The following is a 25,619-nucleotide window of genomic DNA, read 5'->3' on the forward strand; positions in this document are numbered from 1 at the left end:
AAACATTTTTGCCCTTACTTAGAGACTAATGCAGCAATTGAGCTGCTGCAAATAAAATTCTGAGCCGAACAAATTTATCTATCTAATTGATTAAAAAGAAGCCAAAAACCATTCACACCACCTATCTGTCTACATAAACAATCGATAATTTAGTTAGCAAAATGTAAATCTCAAAAGTGATTTGTTTGCAAATATGTAGACTCTAAGACCTTTTTCTTATTGACTGCGCGCAATCATTGGCTAAATTGGTCAAATAGTGACTGAAAATTTGGCAGCGGCTGAATGGAAATTCACTTTTTGTTCACATAGGAATAACCGTGAACGTTCATACAACATCAGTAACAAAATGCATGAGGGATGTATAGCATGGCTACAGGTACAGTAAAATGGTTTAACAACGCCAAAGGATTTGGTTTTATCTGTCCAGAAGGTGAAGACGGAGATGTGTTTGCGCATTACTCCACAATTCAGATGGATGGTTATCGTACTCTGAAAGCAGGCCAACAAGTCAACTTTGAAGTGGAAGAAGGTCCAAAGGGATATCATGCAAGTGTCGTGACACCCGTGGAAAGTCAATTAGCCAAATAACCGCTGCCTAAGTGAAATACAAGCGAAACACATAACGATTCGCTCGAGACCAACAAAAAACCCGCCAAATGGCGGGTTTTTTATTCATCGAACAAATTAGCCGTTGATGATCGCGTTCAGCGTACCACTTGGGCGCATTAGCGGTGCTGCCTTGTCAAACTCAGGCGCGTAATAGCCACCCAGTTCACCTGTAACGCCTTGCGCATCATTCAACTCAGCGACAATTTTCTCTTCGTTTGAAGACAATGCTTCGGCAATCGGAGCGAATTCTGCTGCTAAGTCTGCGTCTGCAGTTTGCGCGGCTAGAGCTTGTGCCCAGTAAGTCGCTAGGTAGTAATGGCTACCGCGGTTATCTAGTTCACCAACACGGCGAGATGGAGACTTGTTGTTGTCTAGGAAATCACCGGTCGCTTTATCAAGTGCATCAGCCAGAACTTGCGCTTTAGCATTACCTGTCACAGTACTTAGGTGCTCAAGAGACGCTGCTAATGCAAGGAACTCACCCAGTGAATCCCAACGCAAGTGGTTCTCTTTTTCTACCTGCTGTACGTGCTTAGGAGCAGAACCACCAGCACCCGTTTCGAATAGACCACCACCGTTCATGAGTGGAACGATAGACAACATCTTCGCTGATGTTCCTAGTTCTAGAATTGGGAACAAGTCAGTTAGGTAGTCACGCAGCACGTTACCTGTTACTGAGATTGTATCTTGACCTTCTTTGATACGAACTAGCGAGAATTGACATGCTTCTAGAGGAGCAAGGATCTTGATTTCTAGACCTGAAGTATCGTGCTCAGGTAGGTAAGCGTTCACTTTCTTGATTAGCTGAGCATCGTGTGCACGATTCTCATCTAGCCAGAATACGGCTGGAGCACCTGTCGCACGGGCACGTGTAACCGCTAGCTTGACCCAATCTTGGATCGGCGCATCTTTCACCTGACACATACGGAAGATGTCACCTTCTTCTACTGATTGCTCAAGTAGAACGGCGCCTGACGCGTCAACAATGCGAATGGTACCTGCCGCATCAAGAATGAATGTTTTGTCGTGAGAACCGTATTCTTCTGCTTTCTGCGCCATTAGACCTACGTTTGGCACGCTGCCCATTGTGGTTGGGTCGAAAGCACCATTTTCTTTACAGAAGTCGATGACCGCTTGGTAGATACCCGCGTAGCTACGATCTGGGATCATTGCTTTAGTATCTTTCTGCTTACCATCTGGACCCCACATTTGGCCAGAAGAGCGCAGCATTGCTGGCATAGAAGCATCCACGATGATGTCGCTCGGTACGTGCAGGTTAGTAATACCACGGTCAGAATCGACCATCGCTAGTGGCGGTTGAGTTTCGTATACCGCTTGTAGTGCCGCTTCGATCTCGTCTTTTTGAGCAGCTGGTAGTGATGCAATCTTAGCGTAAACATCACCGATACCGTTGTTTACGTCAACACCTAGCTTCTCGAATACATCACCGTATTTTGCGAATACATCTTTGTAGTAAACTTTAACTGCATGACCAAAGATCACTGGGTCAGAGACCTTCATCATGGTCGCTTTCATGTGAAGTGATAGAAGAACGTCTTGCTCTTTTGCTTCAGCGATTTGCGCTTCAAAGAACTCTACCAGCGCTTTCTTGTTCATTACTGAACAGTCGATGATTTCTTTGTCTTGTAGCGGGAAAGCACCTTTCAGCTCTTTCACTGCACCATCAGCACCAACGAATTCAATCTTAACGTCTGTTGCACCATCTACTGTATGGGATTCTTCGCTACCGAAGAAATCGTTACCAGACATGCTAGAAACGTGAGATTTAGAATCTGCAGACCATGCGCCCATTGAATGCGGGTTTTTCTTCGCATAGTTCTTAACAGAAAGTGGAGCGCGACGGTCAGAGTTACCTTCACGTAGCACTGGGTTTACCGCACTACCTTTTATCTTGTCGTACGTTGCTTTGATCGCTTCTTCTTCGTACGTGCTTGGCTCTTCAGGGTAGTTAGGTAGGTTATAACCTTTAGCTTGTAGTTCAGCGATCGCTGCTTTTAGCTGAGGGATAGACGCAGAGATGTTAGGCAGCTTGATAATATTCGCTTCTGGCGTTTTTGCTAACTCACCAAGCTCTGCCAATGCGTCTCCGATGCGCTGCTCTTCTGTTAGATGCTCTGGGAAGTTGGCAATAATACGCCCAGCAAGAGAGATATCGCGAGTATCAACGTCGATACCAGAAGATGCAGTAAATGATTGAATAATCGGAAGTAGTGAGTATGTTGCTAGCGCAGGTGCTTCATCAGTAATCGTGTAAATGATTGTAGGTTTTTCTGTAGGCATGAAATTTCCCTATTGTTCTAACCGGACCTGTTGAGTCTAGGTCCTATGTGTGTGTTCGCTAACAAGTTATGAATAATCCCCTCACTTGTTGCGCTTTGTCCGTCTCTTTATTTTTTCGTCGAGTGTACGACATCCATGAGAGCGATTAGTTATAATTAAACAAAATTCGCGTAATAGTCTATTATCTTGTGCGCCAATCCTGTTTTCGGGCGCGCAAATGGTAGCTTAAACTGCAGTTCGTTAAAAGTTTTACCCACACTTCGTTTACATTTTTGCAAGGTAGTTAACATGTCTCCACGCTCACAACGTGAGTCCAAGCCCTCTTCATCGCGCCGTAAGGCCACGGGTTTTAAACGTCCATCTAACCACAAAACAAACACTAAGCATTCTTCGCGAAATCGTAAGAAAATCGCGAGCAGCAAACCTAAGGTGGCACCAGAGGATCGTAAAGTGATCGTGTTTAACAAGCCATTTGATACCTTAAGTCAGTTTACTGATGGCGAAGGTAGGAAGACACTAGCGGACTTTATTCCAGTCAAAGACGTGTACGCGGCAGGTAGGCTTGATCGCGACAGCGAAGGGTTGATGGTGCTGACCAATGATGGGGTATTACAGGCGAAGCTCACTCAGCCACAATCAAAGTCACCCAAGACCTATTGGGTTCAAGTTGACGGTGCACCTAGCGAAGAAGATCTTGATAAGCTGCGTAAAGGGGTGGAACTTAAAGACGGCATGACACTGCCCGCAAAAGTGGAAGTGATGGATGAACCTTCTGTGTGGGAACGTAATCCACCGGTTCGTTTTCGCGCCAACATCCCAACCACATGGTTATCCATCACGATTATTGAAGGCCGCAACCGTCAAGTGCGTCGCATGACGGCGAATATCGGCTTCCCTACTCTACGTTTGATTCGCTATTCGATGGGAGACATCAAGCTAGGTGATTTGCAGCCTGGGGCTTGGAAAGAAGTGTCAATCTAACACTGAGTAAAATCAGCAGAGCACTTTTCCTTGATAGAATGTGCTTCTCTTACCAGACTTTTTAGCCAGATACAGATCTTTATCGGCAAGTGAAAGGGTTTTATCGAGCCCTTTTGCTTGAGAAAACTGCTCGACACCCGCGCTGAAGGTTACCTCTAACTCGCTACCTTGGAAACACATTGGTTTTCCCATTACACTCGCTTGAAGCTGTTTAACCCATCTAGAGATACCTGTTTGTTGACTACTCGTGTTCGGTAATACAATCACAAACTCCTCTCCACCCATTCGATAGATGTGCTGCTGGCCAGCGACCGTTGCCAACCGCTCCACCACCTGTTTCAAAACGACGTCACCCGCCGCGTGGCCATAACTGTCATTAATGCTTTTGAAGTCATCAATATCTAGGGTTAACAAGAAACACCCTTCAAGTAGCTCGGCGCGTTGCTCAAATGTGGTCACCAGCGATAATCGATTCTGAGCCCCGGTTAAGGCATCCTGATGGGCAAGCGTGTTAAGGCTATCTACTCCTTTGACACGACTGTCTTCATAAACATGAGAAATCGTCCAAACAAACACATAGGCGAGAACAAAGTTTAAATACACTGCAGAGCGCACCAGAGCCGAGTTCTCTATAGCGACATCAAGCGCGGCAAGCTCGAGCAGCAGGCAAGCTAAGCTCCAATAAAAGCCAAGTCGTAACCCTAATGCAAGATAAAACACCGTAGGGAGGGCGACTGCCCACAGATAAAGAGAACTTTCTATGCGACTTGCGTAGGTACCATAGCTGATCAAAAAGGTAAGAACGATACAGTGGAAAATAAGAAACCAACTTGGTTGCTCACGTTTCCAAATATAGAACAACATCGCAAACGAAGTGGCACAGTAGATAAGCTCGATAATGCCCAGTACATTTGCCCGGTCATCAAAGTAGAACAGATTGGTGAGGCCAAACAGGAAAGCGGCTAACCCTAAAACGATACACATCCCAATCAACACTTTACGTCTTAATTGCTGCGTAGCGTTACAGTGGATTAGATGATGACTCATAATGATATTTGTACCTGATAAATGCTTATTACCTTTTAACACATCAGCAACAAACAGTCAGCACAGGATACAAAAAAGCCGCTTCAACTGAAGCGGCTTTCACGACTATTCGTAAGAGAGAATTACTCTTCGTCTTTCTTCTCAGCAACTTTTACTGCAATTGCAAGTTCTTCAAGCGCCGCTGGATTAGCAAGGCTTGGTGCGTCTGTCAGCAGACACGCAGCCGCTGTTGTTTTAGGGAACGCGATAACATCACGGATGTTCTCTGTACCACATAGCAGCATCACTAGACGGTCAAGACCGAATGCTAGGCCTGCGTGAGGAGGCGTACCGAACTTCAGTGCATCCAGTAGGAAACCAAACTTAAGTTGCTGCTCTTCTGCATCAATACCTAAGATATCAAATACAGCTGCTTGCATCTCTGCATTGTGGATACGAACCGAACCACCACCCACTTCATAGCCGTTTAGAACCATGTCGTATGCGTTTGAGTTTGCTGCCGCTGGGTTTGCTTTTAACTCTTCTGCGTTCACGCCCAGAGGTGACGTGAATGGGTGGTGCATCGCATGAAGGTTACCTTCGTCGTCTTCTTCAAACATTGGGAAGTCTACAACCCATAGCGGTGCCCATGCATTTTCGTCTGTTAGCTCTAGGTCTTTACCTAGTTTCAGACGTAGCGCACCCATTGCTTCTGCAACGATGTTCGCTTTGTCTGCGCCGAATAGGATGATGTCGCCTGATTCCGCTTGAGTGCGGTCTAGAATACCGTTGATCACGTCTTCATTTAGGAACTTAGCCACAGGAGATTGGATACCTTCCATGCCAGCAGCACGGTCGTTAACCTTCATCCATGCAAGACCTTTCGCACCGTAGATACCAACGAATTCACCGTAACCATCGATTTGCTTACGAGTCAGCTTCGCGCCACCCGGTACACGGATCACAGCAACGCGACCTTTTTCGTCGTTAGCAGGGCCAGAGAATACTTTGAATTCAACGTCTTTCACTAGGTCAGCGACATCGACTAGCTCTAGTGGGTTACGTAGGTCAGGCTTATCAGAGCCGAAACGACGCATCGCTTCGCTAAATGGCATAACTGGGAAATCGCCTAGGTCGACGTCAAGTAGCTCTTGCCACATATCACGAACCATTTTCTCAGTGGTTGCGCGAACTTCATCAGCCGTCATGAATGACGTTTCGATATCGATCTGAGTGAATTCTGGCTGACGGTCTGCACGCAAGTCTTCATCACGGAAACACTTAACGATTTGGTAGTAACGGTCAAAACCAGACATCATAAGCAGCTGTTTAAATAGCTGTGGAGATTGAGGAAGCGCGTAGAAGCTGCCTTTATGAACACGGCTTGGTACTAGATAGTCACGTGCACCTTCTGGCGTTGCTTTAGTCAGTACTGGTGTTTCAATATCTAGGAAGCCATTGTCATCTAGGAAACGGCGAACGAAGCTAGACGCTTTCGCGCGCAGCTTAATGCGATCGCTCATTTCTGGACGACGAAGGTCTAGATAACGGTACTTCAGACGCTGTTCTTCTGAGTTCTTTTGGTTGAAGTCTAGAGGCAGCACATCGGAACGGTTGATGATTTCAAGGCCTTTAGCGATGATTTCAACTTCACCTGTCGCCATGTCTTTGTTTACTTGGCTATCTGGGCGAACACGTACTTCACCAGTTAGCTTGATACAGAATTCATTACGCAGCGTGTTTGCTACTTCGTACGCATCAGCCATATCTGGATCGACAACAACCTGAACAACGCCTTCACGATCTCGCATATCGATAAAAATAAGACCGCCTAAATCACGGCGACGGTTAACCCAGCCGCAAAGTTCTACAGTTTGTCCTGCAAGGGACTTGTTCAGGTGACCACAGTAATGGGTACGCATAATGAATTTCCCAATCTCTTAAAATTTGTTGATTACTATCTATCGGTGATAACGTTACCGATAGAGCAAAGTTCCATTTATACGCGGAAAGTGGCATGAAATCGACCACCTCGCGTACAATTTATTGCGATTTATTATCCATTGATGCTTTTTGCAGCAAATAAGGAGCAAAAGAGCAGCAAACTGGAAAAATTGGTGCTGATTATAGCCCTAACTTGGGCCATTCAGCAAAACCCTGATTGAAGATATACGGCGACAAAAACTGAATTCGAATATGGATGAGATCCCCCTACGTCTTGGCCTGACGATGTGGTCACACAACAACTGGCAGCAAGGCTTTTACGGCAGTGGCACAAAATCAAATGAGAGGCTTGAGAAATACGCTCAGGTATTCCATACCGTTGAAGGAAACACTACTTTTTACGCGACTCCGAGTTCGACAACGGTACAAAATTGGAAGGCAGCAACGCATGACAATTTTCGCTTTACTTTCAAATTACCAAAACCTATTACTCACCAAAACATGTTACGGGGCAGTCAAGCTCAGTTGAAGGAGTTTATGCAGATCATGGAGCCCCTCCATGACAGAATCGGGCAATGGACCATTCAGCTACCTGCGGCGTTTGGCCCAGAGCATCTTGAACAGCTCAAGCAGTTTTGTACTTTGTTCCCACCTCATTTCCCGATTGGAATTGAAGTCCGTCACCCTGCTTTCTTTGCCAAAGGGGACGCTGAGCGCAATCTCAATCAGTGGCTGATCGAAAAAGGCTATGATCGAATCATTATGGACAGTCGACCCGTTTTTTCCGAGCAGATCACTCGCTCACACCCCCACTACGACTCTCTGCTGGATGCCCAGCAAAAGAAACCCAAAGTGCCGGTTCATGCAATCGCTACGGCAAATCAGCCGATGATTCGTTTTATAGGGCACCCTCAAGAAGATAAAAACTTTGCCTTCTTTACGCCCTGGTTAAGCAAACTCGCAGAGTGGATAGCAGCGGGTAAACAACCCTACGTGTTTATCCACACATCTGATAATGTGATTGCTCCAGAACTTGCGCTGCGGTTATATCAAAAACTCCAACAGCAGACGACGTTGCCGGATTTAGCCCCATTTCCAGCCAACGATGGCAACTCTCAGTTACAGATGTTCTGATATGAATCACAACAAGACATGACACAGGCGCGAATTTCTCATAAAATACGCGCCTTTTTTAGCGCCCATATCGTGCGCAATTGACTGGGCTTAAATGCTGCGAGAACCAAATATGAACCCTAAGAGCAATCCAGATACTATTTTTTCGGCTCCAATCGATAAAATTGGGGATTTCACCTTCGATGAGCGTGTTGCGGAAGTATTCCCTGACATGATCCAACGTTCAGTTCCCGGTTACAGCAACATAATCTCGGCCATTGGCATGCTTGCAGAACGCTTTGTAAAGCCACATTCCAACATCTACGATTTGGGTTGCTCTTTGGGCGCAGCAACACTCTCTATGCGTCGCCACATTAAGCAAGAAGGCTGTCAGATTATCGCGGTAGATAACTCACCAGCCATGGTTGAACGCTGTAAGCTGCACGTTAACGCTTACCGTAGCGACACGCCTGTTGATGTCGTAGAGCAAGACATTCGCCAAATCGAAATCGACAACGCTTCTGTAGTCGTGCTTAACTTTACACTGCAATTTTTGTCTCCTGAAGATCGTTACACTCTGCTTGAGAAGATCTATGCGGGCTTGCGTCCAGGTGGAATCTTGATTCTTTCGGAAAAATTCGTCTTTGAAGATCAAGTATCTAACGAATTACTGATCGATCTACACCATGACTTTAAGCGCGCCAATGGCTACAGTGAGCTTGAGATAAGCCAAAAGCGCAGCGCCATCGAAAACGTCATGCGTCCGGATTCGAAAAAAGATCATAAAGAGCGTTTTGCGAAAATAGGCTTCTCTAGTTATGACGTCTGGTTCCAGTGTTTTAACTTTGGCTCTATGTTTGCCATCAAATGACGACTAGACAGTGTACCGTTCTATCAAACGTACTGTCATGCATCACATCTTCCATTTAATATCAGTGAAAAACTATGTTTAACTTTGCCAACTTTTATCAGTTAATTGCTTCAGACACGCGTCTTCAACCTTGGCTGAATGTTCTACCTCAACAACTAACCGATTGGCAAAACGCAGAACATGGCGATTTTGGCCGTTGGCTCAAAGCGCTTAACAAAATTCCTCAAGGCGCACCTGACCAAGTCGATCTGAAGCATTCTGTAACCCTAAGCAACGACACACCATTTCATACTGGTGAATTGAAAAAGCTTGAGAGCTTGCTGAGAACGTTCCACCCTTGGCGTAAAGGCCCGTATACCGTTCACGGTATCCATATCGATACCGAGTGGCGCAGCGATTGGAAATGGGATCGAGTTCTGCCACATATTTCTCCCCTGAAAAACCGCAGTGTATTGGATGTGGGTTGCGGTAATGGTTACCACATGTGGCGCATGCTGGGCGAAGGTGCTCGTCTCACGGTAGGTATTGATCCTTCCCACCTGTTCCTGATTCAGTTCGAAGCGATTCGTAAATTGATGGGCGATGATCAACGCGCTCACCTTTTGCCACTAGGCATTGAGCAACTGCCTAAACTGGAAGCCTTTGATACTGTATTTAGCATGGGGGTTCTCTATCATCGCCGCTCTCCGCTCGATCACTTGATTCAATTGAAAGATCAACTGGTGTCTGGCGGCGAACTGGTGCTCGAAACACTGGTTATCGAAGGGGATGAAACTTCCGTTCTTGTCCCCGTTGACCGTTATGCACAGATGCGCAACGTCTACTTCTTCCCTTCAGCAAAAGCGCTAAAAGTATGGCTAGAACAAGTAGGCTTTATCAACGTGCGTATCGTGGATGAAAACGTCACAACAACGGGTGAACAACGTACAACCGAGTGGATGACACATAACTCACTGCCAGACTACTTAGATCCAAACGACCCAAGCAAAACCGTCGAAGGCCATCCTGCCCCGAGACGCGCGGTACTTGTCGCGACTAAGCCATAAGCAGTATTGAGGGGGAATTGACAAAGCGCTAACCAATATTTGTGCGTTTCGCGTTAGTCTGTTCGCCATCCAAATTGAATGAATAAGGGTGCTTTGCACCCTTATTTTGTATTTATTTCAACCGATCCTTACAAGATGAGAGCTTTATCGCATCTGTAAGTTGTGGCTGATTTTATATTTGCGCTAAACTCTTTATTTATAACTACTTTAAATACTTTCAGGTTTATTCATGCTAACCAGATTGACTCCTGTTGTGGCCCTAGTATTGCTATCGGGCTGTTCATTGACCAAGGGCGAGCAATATCACAATGAAACGCTCGCCGCGATCCAAGCATCAGAATCCAATTTTACGACTCAATTAGAGAGCCTTTCTCTGCAAGTCAGTAATCAAAATGACTACATAGAGAACCTAGAAGCTCAACTTGAAACCATGGATCGTGAAATCCAAACGTTCAAAAAAGAAATCATGGCAGAAGTGAAAATCAAGAATGAGCCTGTTGTCATTCCTGCCCCAGCACCTGTTCCAGTAACCCCAAGCCAGCAAATTGCGCTGGGCGAAGTCGAAAAGGTGACCATTGATGCCATCAAACAGTCGTTTGACGCGCGTGTCGATACGGGAGCAGCGACATCTTCGCTCAACGCCGTCGACATTGAAGAGTTTGAACGCAATGGTAAGAACTGGGTGCGTTTTCACCTTGCTGATGGTGAGACGCCAATGGACGAAAACAACTGGATAGAAGCACCAATCATTCGCTATGTGAAAATTCGCCAATCAACCAATGAAGACGTTGAGCGTCGTGCTGTCGTTGAGTTATGGGTCAAGCTTGGAAAAATCCATGAAAAAGCGCAATTTACCTTGGCAGATCGCTCGCAAATGAGTCATCCTGTTCTTCTAGGTCGTGAATTTATCCGCGACATTGCAGTGGTTGATGTAAGTAAGAAATACATCCACACGGAAGGCCCAAAACAATAATTAAGGTAGCTTATGACGTCTAAAGTCCCCTTTTACATATCAGTTGTGCTACTCATCATCGCTGGTATTGCGTTAAGTATGTTCCGTCACCAAACTTATGGTGTGCCTTGGACTCCAGGTGAAACCCGCCAAGTTTGGGATATTGAAGCTCGAATTGAGTTCAACGCTCAAGATAAACCTGTAAAGGCCTCATTGGCAGCACCAGGTACGCAAAACGGCTTCACGCTTATCGACGAGTCCTCTTCTTCTCCGGGCTACGGTGTTTCTTACGTAAATACTGAATCAGGTCGCCGCGCGGAGTGGTCTATTCGCCAAGCGTCTGGTCCACAAACCATCTATTACAAAGCTCAGTTTCTGGTTGATCCACAAGCCAAAGTGGAAGCAATCGCTCCAAGTGGCGAAATCAATAAGCCAACGTTTGATGGCCCGACAGAAGCTGCCGCTGTTGCTCTGATCGAGCGAGCAAACCGCCTCTCTGCAGACGACGTGACATTCACTCGCGAGCTGATTAAAACGATTAACGATACAGAAAGCCAAAACGCATCACTGTTGCTAAACAAGATGTCGAAGGTGGATGCGATCGACAAGATGCTAGATTACGCTGAAATCCCAAGTAAAGTGGTTGGCGTTGTAGAACTTGAAGATGGCCGACGTCGTCAGTCGATTCAACAAATGAATCAAGTGTGGGATGGCAAACATTGGGTACTATTCAACCCAACCAGTGCCGACCAAGTGATTTCCGAAAATATCTTAGTGTGGGATGAATCTAATGTCTCTTTACTTGATTTGGTTGGCGGCCAGAACAGTAAAGTACACTTCTCCATGATTGTGCAAGAGGTCACCCCTCAGCAGGCAACCAATGACAAAGTCACGGCTGACGGACTGATTAACTTCTCTATCCACAGTCTGCCTCTTGAAGAACAAGCGATGTTTAAAACCATCATGCTGATCCCAATTGGTGCACTGATCGTGGTGTTCTTACGCGTCATTATTGGCTTAAAAACATCCGGTACCTTCATGCCTGTACTGATTGCGGTCGCGTTTGTCCAAACTCAGCTGGTGACTGGTATTGTCGGTTTCTTGCTGATTGTCGGTACTGGCTTAGTGATCCGAAGTTATCTATCGAGGCTTAACTTACTGTTGGTGGCGCGGATTTCTGCCGTGATCATCACGGTTATTATGATCATCTCAGTGTTTACCGTCGTGGCATTCAAGATCGGCTTAACAGAAGGCTTGTCCATTACCTTCTTCCCAATGATCATCCTTTCTTGGACAATCGAACGTATGTCCATTCTTTGGGAAGAAGAAGGCGCGAAAGAAGTAGTGCTGCAAGGTGGTGGCTCATTACTCACCGCAGTATTGGTTTACCTAGCAATGACTAACCCATACATTCAGCACCTGACCTTCAACTTCATCGGTCTTCAGTTGATTGTTCTTTCTGGCATCTTATTACTCGGTACGTACACAGGTTACCGCTTAACAGAGCTTCGTCGCTTTAAGCCATTAGCGGAGGACTAAACGATGCTTTCACGTTTAACTGCGCAATTTACTTCTCCCAATAAGCTCAAGCACAAGGGCATTATGGGAATGAACCAACGTAACCACAGTTACATTGGTCGTTACAATGATCGCTCAAAATACCCTTTGGTGGACGACAAACTGAAAACCAAGATCATCGCTGAAGCAGCAGGTGCAACGGTGCCTGCACTGATTGGTGTGATCAACAACCAAGCCGAAGTGAAAACCATTCATAAGATGGTTCAAGACTGGCCTGGGTTTGTAATCAAGCCCGCTCAAGGCAGTGGCGGTAAAGGCATCTTAGTGATCACCTCACATAAGGATGGTGTCTATACCAAACCATCAGGCTCGACCATCAACAAGGAAGACGTAGAGCGTCACATCAGTAACGCGCTAGCCGGTCTATTCTCACTGGGCGGTAAGAATGATGTGGCCGTGGTTGAGAACTTAATCAAGTTCGATGACTGCTTTGAAGGGTTCAGTTACGAGGGTGTCCCTGATGTACGTATTATCGTATTCAAAGGTTACCCAGTAATGGCCATGATGCGTTGTTCAACTGCAGCGTCTGATGGTAAAGCGAACTTGCACCAAGGTGCTGTCGGTGTCGGAATTGATATCGCCACAGGGAAAGCCATACGTGCAGTGCAGTTTGACCAACCTGTTACCCACCACCCTGATACTGGGAAAGATCTCTCCACTTTGCAGGTGCCTCATTGGGAGCGTTTATTGGTGTTGGCCTCTAGCGCCTGGGAGATGACCGGATTAGGCTACATGGGAACCGACATGGTGCTGGATAAAGAAGAAGGCCCAATGGTACTGGAACTCAACGCTCGACCAGGCCTCGCGATACAGATTGCCAATGGCGCAGGACTGCTACCTAGGCTTCACCATATAGAAAGTTTAGGTACGCCAGCCAGCTACCCAACCGCTGAAGAGCGCGTGGCTTACGCGGCTAAACAGTTTGGCGTGCAAGCTCAGTTCTAAACTGATCCAGGATGAAATTAAGCCTCACCTTAGTGTGAGGCTTTTTTATGGCTAAAATTGGCGCAAAAAAAGCCTGACCGAAGTCAGGCTTTTTCGATGATTGAGATTAGAACTCTTCCACTAGCTGTTGTACTTCACTCTTTGGTTTGTCAGTTTGACCAAAACCACGTAAGCCAACCACATGCACATGCTCGTGATCTTTAAACACCTTACGTACCAGTTTGTAAGTCGTTCCCTTTTCTGGGCTGATGTTTTCTGGAGCCGCAATCAACAACTGCATATCCAAACGATCACACAATTCGAATAGCGTTGAAATTGACTTCGCATCCAGTCGCGCGGCCTCATCGAGGAACAACAGACGACATGGAACAATGTCTTTGCTGCGTAAACGTCGAGACTCTTCTTCCCAGCTTTGTACAACCATCAATAGAATAGACTGACCTGTACCAATCGCTTCACCCGTTGATAGAGCGCCTGATTCTGCTTGCAGCCAACCATCAGAGCCACGGTTAACTTCAACGCTCAATTCTAAGTAGTTACGGTAGTCAAGAAGCTCTTCACCGAGAACTTGCGGAGAGCGCTGACCCATATCGATATGTGGATTCACACGCTGGAATAGCTTCGCCATCGCTTCAGAGAAAGTGAAGCGATTCGATTCGAACAGATCTTTATGTTGTTCTTGCTGCGTCGCTAATCCACTGAGAAGCACCTCATGGCTTTCTCGGATCTTCACATTGAGGCGAACCCCTTTCACCTGACCAAATGAAATGTTCGACAGACCTTGGTTAAGCATGCGAATGCGGTTCTGCTCACGCTGAATAGTCTTCTTAATGATGCTCGCTACCGACTCTGAACTGATTGCTAAACGGTTTTCACGTTGCGTCAGCTCTTCTGTTAAGCGTGCAAGTTCCACTTCCATCTCTTCGATGGCTTCAACCGGATCATCGGTACGAATGATGTCTTGACGAATACGCTCGCGCAGATGTTGGTAAACAGCGATGTAGAACAGTACTTTACGCTCTGGACGAGCATTATCTTCAGACAAGCGCAGTGAATCACGTAGATCGTCATTGTCTGCTACCGCCAAACGCAGCGCACCTAACGATTTATCCGACATGGAACGCAGCTCATCAGCAGACATGTAAGCAAGCTCGCGCTTGTGCAGACGTCGTTCAACATCGTTTTCACGCGCGAGTCGCAGTACTGAGCACCAGCCAGCTTTAGCAGCCACCACAAAGGTACGCAGTTCAACGTACTCTTTTTGCACCTTCTTCAAGCGTTTAGCCAGACCTTTCATCTCGAGCTCTGTCGAGGTGATCGTACGCTCGTACTCACTCTTACGGCTGCGAGAGGTATGCAAACGTTCTTGCAGTTCATCACGACGACGAGCGGCACGCTCTTGCGCCCCTTCATCAGGGTTAACACCAAATTCTTGCAGCTCTTGTTTGAACTCTTGCACTGTCTCAAGTTTGGCTTGATGAGAACTCTTAAGAGAAGCCAGTACTTGGTTGTATTGGTTCATCTGACCTTGCGCTTGTTTTAACGCTTCACGAGACTGAGTTCGGCTGTTCTCAGCTTGAACCAGTTTCGATTTCAACTGTTCACTGAGTTCACTGCTCTTGTTCAGGAGATCCACAGAGTCCGAATAAGCGAAATAGTGACGACGTTCAACCAGATCAGACAGAGCAAAGATTTGCTTCTTCAGATCTTGCAGTTGTTGGTCGGCCGCTTGATATTCTGCTTCCAACGCATCAAATTGCTCAGGATCCGCTTCCAACGCTGTCGCTACTTTTTCTAGTTCGACCACCGCTTTACCGTGATTGTTCAAGAAAGACTTCGCTTCAGACAGTTGGGCGATTTTTTCTTCCAGCTCTTCAAAACGTGCTTGAAGCGTATCGTCTTCAATCAACGTCATGTGAGGCGCGAGTTTATCCAATGCGGCGAGAGCTTGCTTACTTGTCGTCAGTTGCGAACGTTGCTGCTGCTCTTTCGCATCCAACTCTGCAAGTAAACGAACAGCCTGATTACGTTTCTCACGAAGGCCAAGCAATGCCTGCTCTGGATCAGAGTCAAACGCAACTTGGATATGTTGAGCAACAAAGTTGTTGAACGCTTGGTATAAACGCTGTTGCTTTTGCGAGTCAAACGCCGCTTTAGCGTGCTGTTCGACAACTTGATCACGCTCAGTACGTAGTAGCTCCAAACGTTGCTCGCGGGCTGCACGTCCGAATAGTGGGATCTCCGGAAGACGCGAGTATCGCATCTGGCGATCATTCATGCGAACGCAAACTGCACCTTCAAGTTCTTCGGCGTCAAATGAACTGTCATCAAAAGCATCAACATCACCTTCGATGATGTAAAGGTCTTCCGGACAATCATCCAGTTCAACCAGCTTTTCTTCAATACCTGAAAGATCCGATACCACAATCGCATGACGAGCCGGGCCATACATCGCACTGAAGTAAGGTGCATCATCAATAGTGATATCGTCGTAGATTTCAGAAAGCAACACACCGCCAAGTGTATCAGCCAACCCTTTTAGGCGAGGGTCATTAGAACCGCCTGGCGAAGCTAAGCGCTCGATCTCACTCTCTAACTGATTACGACGCTCAGCCAACTTGTCTTTGGCAATTGACTGTTGTTTCTCTTGCTCAAGCACCAACTGCATTTGCGTCATCACAGCTTGGCTGTCTTCTAATTCCGCATCGCTTTGCTCACGCAGTGTTTCCAATGCGTCGTTCGCTGCAATCCACGTTGGCGCAATAGTTTCAAGCTTGCGAATTTCTGCTTGGCTATCTTGCTCAACTCGACGTTGTTCACTGCGTTGCTCACGAACGTCTTCTTGCGCCAATTCAAGCGATTCAATTTGCATCGCATGACGTTCACGCTCTTGCTCAAAAGTGATCTCGTCGTTTAGCTCGATTTGATGTTGCTTTTGATAGCTATCGGTTAGCTCACGCGCTTGACGTTGCTGGTTTAGGCTACGTTCAAGATCGCGGTGCTGAGCTCGCCATTGCTGTTCGTTTTGCGTTACCTGTTGCGCGTCACGCGCTTTTTGTAGCGCTTGTTTCGCGTGGGCTGACGCCTCTTTACGCTCAACATTACCCACGATCTGCTGCACTAATTTCAATGCAGTGTCAAACTGCTGAGCTGCGGCTGAAGACATATCCAGTTTGTGTTTAACTGAAAGCAATGCGTTGGTGCTTTCTGTTTCTTGGTGCTTAAGCTCAGAAACCAAAGCGTGCGCAGATTCAGCCGTTAGGTTGTCGTTATTCAGTAATTGTTTCGCTTTCTCAAGCGCTTGCACGGCTTGTTGGTACTGAAGTGCGCGAGTTTGCTGTACGTCTAACGCTTGTTGATAGTCAGCAAGTTGAGTCTTGAGGCTATCTACTTCTTCTTCTGATACGGTCGCTTGTTCTTCTGCCATCAAGACGCGCTCTTGCGCCTCTTCAACAACCATCATCTGCTCTTCAAGACGTTCACTCAGTTCTTCAAGATCTTCTTGATAACGCGTAATTTTCTCTTGCTGGCGTAATGCATTCTGTACCAACTGTAAGTGATCCGAAGCAGCTTGATAGTCTTGCTCTAGAGCGGACTCATTTTCCACCAGCAGTTCAAGCTCTTCTTGAACTCGGTTAAGCAGACTGTTTTGCTCAACTAAGGTTTCACGCGAACCAAACAACTCACCACGCAAGGCCAAGGTTTGATCAAGCTTGTTGCGACGATCATTAGCGTGACGCATGTAGTCTGCTGCCACATAGTTGGTAGACTCAGTGATCAAGTGCTTAAACAAGTCACGATCAGCCTGGGTCGTTTTGATCGCTTCTAACGTCATTCGGTTTTCGCGAAGTGCCGATTCCATATCTTGGAAGGCTTTTTTTACCCCACCATTTTGCGGCAGAAGGTAATCACGAAGTGAGCGTGTAATTGCGCTTGAGATACCACCGTAAAGCGATGCTTCAATCAAACGGTAGAACTTAGAACGGTCACCTGAGTTGCGCAGTTTCTTCGGAATCACACCGAACTCGAACATTTGCGCGTGGTAATCAACAATTGACGAGAATGCTTTGAACTGTACGCCTTCGAATTCGGCGATGGCGTCTTTTACTTCGTTGATTTGGCGAACACGTGCTTGCGTTGCCGAAACACTTTCAACCAAAATATCCGTTGGTTTCACATGACTTGGTAAGCCTTGAATAACAAACGGTTTGATGTCTACTTTCTTGTCACGCCCAGCGACCTGCTGGAGCTTAACAGCAAACAATAAACGTTGATTACGTGAGTTAACAACATCCAATGCAGCGTAACAAGCGCCTGGTTGCAACTTACCGTACAGGCCTTTGTCACGAGAAGACTGACTACTGCCCGCCTCTGTCGTGTTACGGAAGTGAAGTAAGGTTTGGTCGGGGATCAATGCGGTAATGAACGCCGCCATTGTGGTCGACTTACCAGCACCGTTACCTCCAGATAGGGTTGTCACTAATCCATCGATGTCAAAAGTACGTGCAAAGAAGCCGTTCCAGTTAACCATGGTTAATGATTGATATTTACCACGTTCAATCATGCTTCACCTTCTTCAGTAATCTCTTCTTGCAATGACTCTGTGTCGTCGCTTTCTTCCTCTAGCAAGCTACCTTGGCTCGGCTCTTTGGTATGCACGACCGCTTCACCGTCTCGAATCAGGCGCAATTGGGCATCACGCATGTCGTCACCCACTCGTACGTCCGCACCAAAACGGAATACCGATTCGCTGATACTGAACTTACCGGTTTCACCGATATTAATAATCATGCCTAAGCGACGTAAGCGACGTAGAGAGGTACGCACCTTCTCAAACAGTTTTTCTTTATCGAGATCCGAACCAGTTGCACGGTTAGTGACCAACCTCATCAACTTAGTTTCGTCAGCAAGCGCCAATAACTCTTCGTAGAGTTCTTGATTGGTAAAAATACCTTCATGCGCTAGACGCTCTGGGCTTAAATACAGGAAACACAACACTTTACCGACCAGCATGTCTAACTCAGACAGAACGCTGCGGCCAATCAGTGAAGTAGAACGCGGACGCAAGTAAAAGAAACCTTCTGGCGCTTTGACCAGTTCCGTATTGTAACGTTGGTAAAACGAAGCCAACTCCACTTCAAAGTCGGACAACAGTGCATGGTTATCTAGATCTTCACTAGAAATATGACGCCCTGCTCGCAGCATGCTATCTAGTGCTGGAAACAGAGGGTTCGAAAGTGCTTTGACCAGTTTATCTGGCATGTATTCATTAGTATCTGTCGATGACATTTGCTTGTACCTTTGCGCCAAAATCGTTGATCGCTTGCCAATCTGGTTGAATCGCTTGATAGTCAGATTCTGAATATCCTAGGCGAACCGCTTGATCGATAACAATCCGGGCTAAATCAAAGTGATGAGTGCGAGGATGCTGCGCAAGATAATCGCGTAACACTGTACCAAGGTCGATTGGCGTGCCTTGCTCTTTATGAGCTCTTAGCATGCTGCCAATGCGCTCTGATAGCTCATCATTGACTTGTTGAAATTCTTCGTACTCGACTTCCATTGGCACTTGACCCGTCACCTCATCATCACGAAGCACTAACGCTTCATCACGAAGGTCGGTCAGTCTTTCTGCATCTGCATAGGTCAGGAACCATGGCATATCGAAGTAGTCTTTTACTGATTGACGTAAACGCGAGCTGAACGCTCGGTTCTTATCCATATCAATGGCCGTACGAATAAACTTGTGAACGTGACGATCATAACCAATCCATAGGTCAATCGCTTGCTGACCCCAACTGGTGATTCGGTCCAGCTTCATTTGCAGGCCAAACAGCGCTTCTTCAATAAACTCAAGTTCAGGATCGCCATAAACGATTTCTTGGATATCGAGGATCTGAGTCTGAAGTTCGTCACTGGCCGCTTGAAGTGTATCTTGCAGCTCTTTCAAAGTGCTGGAAGTCTCGGATAGTAGCGCCTCACAGTTATTGATAGCGTCGCGCCAATCTTTGTTCAACAGATCCGCAATCTGCTGCTTGACCGATTGCTGCTGCTCGTCCATAACACGCTGGTTGAGATCGATTTGATCGAAAATCTCGCCCACCGAGTACTTGAGTACGCCATAAACGTTTTTCTTCCAATGACCTGGAGTTCCGCCTTTTTGCGCAGCTTCTATCGCCTTGGCCATTTCATCGGCAACCATCGATAACTGGATGGACAAGCGAAGTCGCGAAAACTCACGATGGCGCACGTAATAATCGGTTATGCCGATAGCAAGCGGAGACAAGCGGTAGATGCTCGCTCCGTCAGTAATTTCACTAGTGAAGCGACTTATTAGCCTCTGCTTTACCATTTCGTTGATGGCATTGTTTGCCCGAAATGCCGATGCATCACCAGTCTCTTCAAATAGTCGAGTGACGATAGTAAACGCATCATGCAGTTCACCTTCACCCAATTCTTCATCAAACCTTTCGTTACTTAGTACCGCAATAGCAATAAGAAACGCCAACCGCTCCGTCGTCAGGTTTAATGAGAAATCGTGCTGCTTTACCCAGCCGACCAACTCATCAATTGGTTGCTCTGCAGCATTGAGAGTCATCTCACTCATCATTATTCCTGTTTCTGTTTCTTTTTGGCCCATACATGGATGTATCGGCCTAATGAGAGGTATGGCTCTTGGCGACATAGTTGTTTTTCCAGCGCCAATACCTCTTCATACTGATAATCCCCTGTGTATTCCATATTCCCAATGTAATCACTAAAACAGCGGATTCCAGATTTACCACAGATCTCAAAACCGGCGTCTTCTATCCATTGATAGACCTCTTGTGGTTTTAATCCTTTCTGTGGCTGCAATTTAAATCGTTTGCGATGCGGCATTCCCTCCAATATGTGGGGAATGTTGCCGCACACAACATTTTTATACACCAGACCATGATGGTTATAGAACATAATCGAAGCAGCCCCACCCGGCTTTACTTGCTCAAGCACAGTTTGCAGCGCGGGCTTGGGATCGGCTAACCACTCCATCACCGCATGGAACATAACCACATCAACTTGCTGTTCAAGGTGCTCTGCGATTTGCTGGACTGGTGAATGAATCAAGCGATACTGCGCAAGCAAACCGTTTTTTTCAATATCCTGTTTCGCCAGTTGCAGCATTTCCGAAGATAGATCACATAACGCCACTTGGTGTCCGAGTTTGGAAAGCTTTTGCGACATTTGTGCTAAACCGCCACCAGCGTCTAGTATTTCTAGTGGATGATCGGTACCTCCGACAGAGGATAATAATTGCTCCAAGTCTTCCCAAACAATGACTTGGCGAATTTCTCCTTTATCGGATCCGTAAATATTTTTTGCAAATTTGTGGGCAATATCGTCGAAATTACGGTCTTCAGTCACAGCAGCTTAAGGTATTATGTCCAATCGTGCTGCTATTCTGTCACAAGAAAAGCAGGAATAAAGAGGGTTTCTCTTAAAAAATAATCAACTGATGTTTTTTCGGACTATTTAGTATGTTTGAGCTGAAAAAAGTGGTCTCTTCTCTTCTTATGCCCCTGCCAGCGATGTTAATCCTTGGTCTTTTGGGCTTAATGTTAATTATGTTTACGCGAAATCAGAAGACTGGCTGCTTTATTGTTCTGTTTTCCTTTATCGGTATTTTCCTCGTTGCTTTCCAACCAGTTTCGACTCGCCTTCTTATGCCAATCGAGCGTCAATACTCTGCATTTTTCCCCGTCGATGAGTCTATCGATTACGTCATGGTATTGGGCAGTGGTCATGTCGTCGATGACGAGATCCCCCCCACTTCCGAGCTGAGTCGTACCGGTTTAATGCGTCTCGCTGAAGGCATCCGTATCATGCGCATCTATCCAGGTTCAAAGCTAATTTTGTCCGGTTATGCTGGAGGGTCTGAGATCAGCAACGCGCGTATGATGGCAAAAGTTGCTCTCGCGCTTGGCGTATCAAAATCAGATATCGTGTTGCTTGAAACTGCGAAAGACACTTGGGAAGAGGCAAGACAAGCTGCCGCTTTTGTTAAGCACCGTAAATTGGTTGTGGTAACGTCAGCAAGCCATATGCAGCGAGCGCTGAACGAGTTTCACTCAGCGGGCTTAAAACCGTACCCAGCGCCAACCAACTACCTAGCGCATGACAACGTGACTCAAGCGTGGACCAAATACACACCTAGGGCTGTCTACCTAGAGCAGACCGAACGCTATTGGCATGAAACCTTAGGCAAGATATGGCAAACCCTGCGTGACTGGGCTTCCGATTACGAGGAAAAAGCCATGGAAGCATCGCAGAGCCAACTATAGAAACAAAAAGACCGAGGCAAGCCTCGGTCTTTTTAATTCAATGCTGAGGTTAGTCACCAGCAAACATGTAACCTTCACCATGCACTGTGACAAAGATTTGCGGGTTCTTTGGATCAAACTCCATTTTAGCGCGCATACGTCGAATCAGTACATCGATGGTTCGGTCATTCGGTGCATCAACGCGATGGCTAATCATGTTCAAGATACGCTCACGACTTAAGACCTGATTCGGATAGGATGATAACGCCACTAGCAGCTCGTATTCTGCCTTAGTCAGCTTAACTGGCTCACCTGCTCGGCTTAATGCTCGACGCTGAACATCGAACGTCCACTCGCCAAATCGAACAACACTGCCATCTTGCTTATCGGCCTCTTGGCTACCAGATGCATTACGCGCTGAAGAAATACGCCACAGTAAGTTCTTTACACGCACCAGGAGTTCGCGTAATTCAAAAGGTTTAGTTACGTAGTCGTCTGCGCCCATTTCTAAGCCGACAATTTTATCGATGCTGTCCGTGCGTCCTGTCACCAGGATAATTCCAATGTCTGATTGACTGCGAAGTTCGCGAGTTAACATCAAACCATCTTCACCAGGTAGGTTAATGTCTAACATCACCAAATCTATCGCATTGCTTTGCAAAGACTCGCGCATTTGCTCGCCGCTTTCTGCTTCACTAACGTGGTAACCTTCATTCTGAAAGTAGCCAACCAGCTTGCTGCGAGTTACGGCGTCATCTTCTACAACTAATACGTGATAGCTCATCTACACCACTTATTTACATTGGTCATCGTGTTGCTCTGTATTCTATTCATAAACAGTAACATTTCTAGTATTTGTTACTTTAAAACCAAGAAAGATGATTTTTTATTGATTCAAGACAAACCTAGGTTATCTGTTCACTTTTTTCCATTTTTAGACTTAATTCGTCACAACCTGTGTTACCGCTGTTCATTTTTATTGGGTAAAATAGCCTCAGTTATTTTTGGAGTGTTACCTAATGCAAGAAATTAAAGCATTCAATGAAAAGCGCGCTGAGATTTACTGGTGGTTATCTAGCTTGTTAGCAAAAGAGCTTACAGAAGAAAATCTAGCTCACTACCATTCGCCAGAGATCCGTTCATTTCTCTCTGGTCTAGGTGAAAACGAAGCATTAAAACCAGCAATAACGAAAGTTATTGATGCGCTCAATCGCCTACTAGACAGAGAAGATGCTCAGTTAGAGCTATCTGCGGACTTCTGTGACTTGTTCTTGAAATCAGATAAAGACTCAGCCCTGCCTTATGCCTCTATGTATATCGGTAAGACTGGCTTACTCAATGACGAGCCCGCTCGTGAAATGGAAGCGCTGATGAGCCAGCATGGCGTTCAAGTTGACAAAAACCTCAACGAGCCAGCGGATCATATTGCTATTGAACTCGACTTTTTAGGTAACTTGATCATCCGTTCGAATGAGCTGGAACAAGAACATACTTTAGAAGCCGCTTTAAGTGAGCAAGAAGCCTTCATCCGCCAGCACTTACTCAGTTGGACACCCGCATTTTCTACCAAGTGCCAAACATTAGACGACTTCGGCTTCTATGCTGCGATCGTTTCCCTAATGGTTGCTTTCCTAGAATTAGATTGCAGCTACCTAAAAGGCGAATAAAACCCTGCTTTTTGTGACCCTTCGCAGGTAACAAAAACCTTTTTATTTGCGCTAGGCTTGTTTGCGGTCTAGAATCGTGACCGCAAACGATAAAAACGAATTAACTAAATACAAACCGCTAATTAAAAGCGGTTTTTGTGTTTCTGATACTTTCTGCCAAATTATTCTAAACTAGGAATAGTATTTCCTGGCAGTCATCGACAGGACAGAACCTTATGGCCACTATAAAAGACGTTGCGCGCTTAGCCGGCGTGTCGACCACAACTGTATCTCACGTAATTAACAAAACACGTTTTGTTGCTGAAGCGACGCAAGAAAAAGTCATGGAAGCAGTAACAGAATTAAATTATGCACCAAGTGCCGTGGCTCGCAGCCTTAAATGCAACAGCACACGCACTATCGGTATGTTGGTGACTCAGTCAACAAACTTGTTCTTCTCTGAAGTGATTGATGGTGTTGAGAGCTACTGCTATCGACAAGGTTACACACTGATTTTGTGTAATACCGGCGGCATTTACGAGAAGCAACGTGACTACATTCGCATGCTGGCGGAGAAGCGTGTAGATGGCATCCTTGTTATGTGTTCTGACTTAACCGAAGAACTGAGTGAAATGCTAGACCGCCATAAGGACATCCCGAAAGTTGTTATGGACTGGGGTCCTGAAAGCTCTCAAGCGGACAAGATCATCGATAACTCCGAAGAAGGCGGCTACCTTGCGACGAAATACTTGATTGAACGTGGTCATGCAGATATCGCCTGTCTGAGTGGCCATTTTGAGAAAGCGGCTTGCCAAGAACGTATTGCGGGTTACAAGCGCGCGATGTCTGAATCAAAACTACCTGTCAATGAAGATTGGATTCTTGAAGGTAACTTCGAGTGTGATACAGCAGTGTTAGCAGCAGATAAAATTTTTGCCATGGATAAACGTCCGACGGCGGTTTTCTGCTTCAACGATACTATGGCGCTTGGATTAATGAGCCGCTTACAACAAAAAGGCATCCGTATCCCTGAAGATATCTCTGTTATCGGTTACGACAATATTGAGCTAGCGGAATACTTTTCGCCACCATTAACAACCGTTCACCAACCTAAGCGCCGTGTTGGTAAAAACGCATTTGAGATTCTACTAGAGCGCATCAAAGACAAAGAGCATGAGAAACGCGTGTTCGAAATGCACCCGGAAATCGTCGAACGTTTCACTGTTCGCGACCTTAACAAATAATAAGCATTTGCGTTTGACTGGTTAAATTACTATCAGTCAAACGCATAAAGCACACCAATTTAATGAACCAAGATCACATTTAGTCACTCTAAGTGTGATACTTACCTCAAATATTATTTATCCTTAAATTGTTCGACAATGCCACGAACAGGGCAAACCACTCCGAAAGGATGGGACGCAAAGCCACCGGCCTTAAGTAATGTGTTTACAAGGTAGCGGGGTTGCCGATGGCAAAAATGCAAAAGACTACAACCGATAACATGCAGCACGGATGATCTTTCTAACCTAGAGATTAATGTCTGCTGACGAAAACTTCGTTTGTATGACACCTTACTGACAAAATTTCTGCATTATTTTGCTAATCTCTCGGACCTGAATTGGTGGCGTATACATATACACCGAGAAAATACAGCATGGATAAACCAATACTTAAAGATTCAATGAGACTGTTTGAACAACTGGGTCAAATTAAGTCTCGTTCAATGTTTGGCGGCTTCGGCATCTTCGCAGATGAAACAATGTTTGCGCTGGTCGTTAATGACAAACTGCACGTGCGTGCCGACGCTCAACTTACCCAACAGTTTAAAGCGCTAGAACTAGAACCATACGTATACAAGAAGCGTGGGTTCCCAGTGGTGACTAAATACTTTGCTTTAAGTGATGAGTGGGTTGCAGATTCAAAGCGCACATTGCAAGTGGCGCAGCAAGCTCTGAATGCCGCTAAAGAAGAGAAAAAGATTCAATCTAAAGCCAAGCCTAACCGACTCAAGGATTTGCCTAACTTACGCCTAGCAACAGAGCGCATGCTCAAGAAAGCGGGCATTGATGACGTCGAATCATTGGAGCAGGCGGGCGCTGTGAACGCGTATAAAGCCATTCAATCAACGCATTCAGCCGAAGTGAGCGTTGAGCTATTATGGGCTCTTGAAGGCGCAATAAACGGCACTCACTGGTCGGTCATTCCCCAAGCACGCCGACAAGAATTGCTTAACATGCTCAGCAATTAATCCCCTTTAGAAAGCCAGCGTAATGCTGGCTTTTTTCTACGCCAAAGAAATTTTTTGTT

General features: G+C 46.1%; 20 protein-coding genes and 1 riboswitch. Of the genes, 12 read left to right on the forward strand and 8 right to left on the reverse strand.

The window, feature by feature from the left end; all coding sequences use genetic code 11:
• Positions 1 to 366 precede the first annotated feature (366 nt).
• The gene (cspD, locus tag RH45_RS19160; RefSeq protein WP_008080380.1) at positions 367 to 588 is read left to right on the forward strand and encodes a cold shock domain-containing protein CspD; all 222 of its coding nucleotides are present in this window, start codon (positions 367 to 369) and stop codon (positions 586 to 588) included.
• A gap of 96 nt (positions 589 to 684) precedes the next feature.
• Here cspD and RH45_RS19165 read toward each other — a convergent pair whose 3' ends face one another.
• Complete coding sequence (locus RH45_RS19165) at positions 685 to 2,910, reverse strand: NADP-dependent isocitrate dehydrogenase (RefSeq protein ID WP_008080381.1); 2,226 nt, start codon at positions 2,908 to 2,910, stop codon at positions 685 to 687.
• 288 nt (positions 2,911 to 3,198) lie between these two features.
• On the opposite strand from RH45_RS19165, the gene RH45_RS19170 reads away from it, so the two are divergent.
• Positions 3,199 to 3,891 carry an rRNA large subunit pseudouridine synthase E gene (locus RH45_RS19170; RefSeq protein ID WP_008080383.1) on the forward strand — a complete coding sequence of 231 codons (693 nt, stop codon included), beginning with the start codon at positions 3,199 to 3,201 and terminating at the stop codon, positions 3,889 to 3,891.
• Positions 3,892 to 3,903: 12 nt separating this feature from the next.
• Here the strand turns inward: RH45_RS19170 and RH45_RS19175 are convergent, their stop codons facing one another.
• Both RH45_RS19175 and aspS read right to left on the reverse strand, forming a co-directional pair.
• The gene (locus RH45_RS19175; protein WP_039958939.1) at positions 3,904 to 4,938 is read right to left on the reverse strand and encodes a GGDEF domain-containing protein; all 1,035 of its coding nucleotides are present in this window, start codon (positions 4,936 to 4,938) and stop codon (positions 3,904 to 3,906) included.
• Positions 4,939 to 5,060: 122 nt separating this feature from the next.
• The gene (gene aspS / locus RH45_RS19180; RefSeq protein ID WP_008080385.1) at positions 5,061 to 6,839 is read right to left on the reverse strand and encodes an aspartate--tRNA ligase; all 1,779 of its coding nucleotides are present in this window, start codon (positions 6,837 to 6,839) and stop codon (positions 5,061 to 5,063) included.
• Positions 6,840 to 7,113: 274 nt separating this feature from the next.
• Here aspS and RH45_RS19185 point away from each other — a divergent pair, with 274 nt between their 5' ends.
• From RH45_RS19185 to RH45_RS19210, 6 genes are all read left to right on the forward strand, one after another.
• Entirely contained in the window at positions 7,114 to 7,995 is an 882-nt protein-coding gene (locus RH45_RS19185; protein WP_008080386.1) for a DUF72 domain-containing protein, read from the forward strand.
• Between the two features lie 112 nt (positions 7,996 to 8,107).
• Positions 8,108 to 8,845 (forward strand): carboxy-S-adenosyl-L-methionine synthase CmoA, encoded by a 738-nt coding sequence (gene cmoA / locus RH45_RS19190; RefSeq protein WP_008080388.1) that lies wholly within the window; start codon positions 8,108 to 8,110, stop codon positions 8,843 to 8,845.
• Between the two features lie 74 nt (positions 8,846 to 8,919).
• Complete coding sequence (gene cmoB / locus RH45_RS19195; protein WP_008080390.1) at positions 8,920 to 9,891, forward strand: tRNA 5-methoxyuridine(34)/uridine 5-oxyacetic acid(34) synthase CmoB; 972 nt, start codon at positions 8,920 to 8,922, stop codon at positions 9,889 to 9,891.
• A gap of 229 nt (positions 9,892 to 10,120) precedes the next feature.
• A complete protein-coding gene (locus tag RH45_RS19200; protein ID WP_008080392.1) occupies positions 10,121 to 10,864 on the forward strand; it encodes an ATP-dependent zinc protease family protein in 744 nt (247 codons plus the stop codon).
• Between the two features lie 12 nt (positions 10,865 to 10,876).
• On the forward strand, positions 10,877 to 12,382 hold the full coding sequence (locus tag RH45_RS19205; protein WP_008080394.1) for an inactive transglutaminase family protein: 1,506 nt from the start codon (positions 10,877 to 10,879) through the stop codon (positions 12,380 to 12,382).
• 3 nt (positions 12,383 to 12,385) lie between these two features.
• Entirely contained in the window at positions 12,386 to 13,366 is a 981-nt protein-coding gene (locus tag RH45_RS19210) for an alpha-L-glutamate ligase-like protein (RefSeq protein WP_008080396.1), read from the forward strand.
• Positions 13,367 to 13,472: 106 nt separating this feature from the next.
• Here RH45_RS19210 and mukB read toward each other — a convergent pair whose 3' ends face one another.
• The 4 genes from mukB to cmoM are packed head-to-tail and all read right to left on the reverse strand — an operon-like array spanning position 13,473 to position 20,767.
• Positions 13,473 to 17,930: a chromosome partition protein MukB gene (gene mukB / locus RH45_RS19215; protein WP_008080398.1), complete on the reverse strand. Its 4,458-nt coding sequence runs from the start codon at positions 17,928 to 17,930 to the stop codon at positions 13,473 to 13,475.
• Positions 17,927 to 18,655, reverse strand: coding sequence for a chromosome partition protein MukE (gene mukE / locus RH45_RS19220; protein WP_008080400.1), 729 nt, complete (start codon positions 18,653 to 18,655; stop codon positions 17,927 to 17,929). Before mukE ends, mukB begins: the two co-directional genes overlap by 4 nt.
• Positions 18,636 to 19,973, reverse strand: coding sequence for a chromosome partition protein MukF (gene mukF, locus RH45_RS19225; RefSeq protein ID WP_008080402.1), 1,338 nt, complete (start codon positions 19,971 to 19,973; stop codon positions 18,636 to 18,638). Before mukF ends, mukE begins: the two co-directional genes overlap by 20 nt.
• 2 nt (positions 19,974 to 19,975) lie before the next feature.
• Positions 19,976 to 20,767, reverse strand: a complete 792-nt coding sequence (gene cmoM, locus RH45_RS19230; protein ID WP_008080404.1) for a tRNA uridine 5-oxyacetic acid(34) methyltransferase CmoM — start codon at positions 20,765 to 20,767, stop codon at positions 19,976 to 19,978.
• 113 nt (positions 20,768 to 20,880) lie between these two features.
• Between cmoM and elyC the strand changes: the two genes are divergently transcribed.
• Positions 20,881 to 21,684 (forward strand): envelope biogenesis factor ElyC, encoded by an 804-nt coding sequence (elyC, locus tag RH45_RS19235; RefSeq protein WP_008080406.1) that lies wholly within the window; start codon positions 20,881 to 20,883, stop codon positions 21,682 to 21,684.
• Between the two features lie 49 nt (positions 21,685 to 21,733).
• Here elyC and torR read toward each other — a convergent pair whose 3' ends face one another.
• On the reverse strand, positions 21,734 to 22,447 hold the full coding sequence (torR, locus tag RH45_RS19240; RefSeq protein WP_008080408.1) for a two-component system response regulator TorR: 714 nt from the start codon (positions 22,445 to 22,447) through the stop codon (positions 21,734 to 21,736).
• 235 nt (positions 22,448 to 22,682) lie between these two features.
• On the opposite strand from torR, the gene torD reads away from it, so the two are divergent.
• The 3 genes from torD (at position 22,683) to RH45_RS19255 (ending at position 25,560) form a co-directional block, all read left to right on the forward strand.
• On the forward strand, positions 22,683 to 23,330 hold the full coding sequence (gene torD, locus RH45_RS19245) for a molecular chaperone TorD (protein ID WP_008080410.1): 648 nt from the start codon (positions 22,683 to 22,685) through the stop codon (positions 23,328 to 23,330).
• A 215-nt stretch (positions 23,331 to 23,545) separates the two neighbouring features.
• Complete coding sequence (gene purR, locus RH45_RS19250; protein ID WP_008080412.1) at positions 23,546 to 24,553, forward strand: HTH-type transcriptional repressor PurR; 1,008 nt, start codon at positions 23,546 to 23,548, stop codon at positions 24,551 to 24,553.
• 141 nt (positions 24,554 to 24,694) lie between these two features.
• Positions 24,695 to 24,782: riboswitch (cyclic di-GMP riboswitch) on the forward strand.
• 184 nt (positions 24,783 to 24,966) lie between these two features.
• Positions 24,967 to 25,560, forward strand: coding sequence for a TfoX/Sxy family DNA transformation protein (locus RH45_RS19255; protein ID WP_008080414.1), 594 nt, complete (start codon positions 24,967 to 24,969; stop codon positions 25,558 to 25,560).
• Positions 25,561 to 25,619: the final 59 nt, after the last annotated feature.

The sequence above is a fragment of the Vibrio sinaloensis DSM 21326 genome, from assembly GCF_000189275.1.
GTDB lineage: Bacteria > Pseudomonadota > Gammaproteobacteria > Enterobacterales > Vibrionaceae > Vibrio > Vibrio sinaloensis.

What these genes read in the sequence shown, in the direction of transcription:
- RH45_RS19210 (WP_008080396.1), top strand. Translation starts at nt 12,386, where the DNA reads ATGCTTTCACGTTTAACTGCGCAATTTACTTCTCCCAATAAGCTCAAG.
- cmoA (WP_008080388.1), top strand. Translation starts at nt 8,108, where the DNA reads ATGAACCCTAAGAGCAATCCAGATACTATTTTTTCGGCTCCAATCGAT.
- mukE (WP_008080400.1), bottom strand. Translation starts at nt 18,655, where the DNA reads ATGTCATCGACAGATACTAATGAATACATGCCAGATAAACTGGTCAAA.
- RH45_RS19255 (WP_008080414.1), top strand. Translation starts at nt 24,967, where the DNA reads ATGGATAAACCAATACTTAAAGATTCAATGAGACTGTTTGAACAACTG.
- purR (WP_008080412.1), top strand. Translation starts at nt 23,546, where the DNA reads ATGGCCACTATAAAAGACGTTGCGCGCTTAGCCGGCGTGTCGACCACA.
- torD (WP_008080410.1), top strand. Translation starts at nt 22,683, where the DNA reads ATGCAAGAAATTAAAGCATTCAATGAAAAGCGCGCTGAGATTTACTGG.
- RH45_RS19205 (WP_008080394.1), top strand. Translation starts at nt 10,877, where the DNA reads ATGACGTCTAAAGTCCCCTTTTACATATCAGTTGTGCTACTCATCATC.
- RH45_RS19185 (WP_008080386.1), top strand. Translation starts at nt 7,114, where the DNA reads ATGGATGAGATCCCCCTACGTCTTGGCCTGACGATGTGGTCACACAAC.
- torR (WP_008080408.1), bottom strand. Translation starts at nt 22,447, where the DNA reads ATGAGCTATCACGTATTAGTTGTAGAAGATGACGCCGTAACTCGCAGC.
- RH45_RS19165 (WP_008080381.1), bottom strand. Translation starts at nt 2,910, where the DNA reads ATGCCTACAGAAAAACCTACAATCATTTACACGATTACTGATGAAGCA.
- mukF (WP_008080402.1), bottom strand. Translation starts at nt 19,973, where the DNA reads ATGAGTGAGATGACTCTCAATGCTGCAGAGCAACCAATTGATGAGTTG.
- aspS (WP_008080385.1), bottom strand. Translation starts at nt 6,839, where the DNA reads ATGCGTACCCATTACTGTGGTCACCTGAACAAGTCCCTTGCAGGACAA.
- RH45_RS19175 (WP_039958939.1), bottom strand. Translation starts at nt 4,938, where the DNA reads ATGAGTCATCATCTAATCCACTGTAACGCTACGCAGCAATTAAGACGT.
- cmoB (WP_008080390.1), top strand. Translation starts at nt 8,920, where the DNA reads ATGTTTAACTTTGCCAACTTTTATCAGTTAATTGCTTCAGACACGCGT.
- RH45_RS19200 (WP_008080392.1), top strand. Translation starts at nt 10,121, where the DNA reads ATGCTAACCAGATTGACTCCTGTTGTGGCCCTAGTATTGCTATCGGGC.
- RH45_RS19170 (WP_008080383.1), top strand. Translation starts at nt 3,199, where the DNA reads ATGTCTCCACGCTCACAACGTGAGTCCAAGCCCTCTTCATCGCGCCGT.
- elyC (WP_008080406.1), top strand. Translation starts at nt 20,881, where the DNA reads ATGTTTGAGCTGAAAAAAGTGGTCTCTTCTCTTCTTATGCCCCTGCCA.
- cspD (WP_008080380.1), top strand. Translation starts at nt 367, where the DNA reads ATGGCTACAGGTACAGTAAAATGGTTTAACAACGCCAAAGGATTTGGT.
- mukB (WP_008080398.1), bottom strand. Translation starts at nt 17,930, where the DNA reads ATGATTGAACGTGGTAAATATCAATCATTAACCATGGTTAACTGGAAC.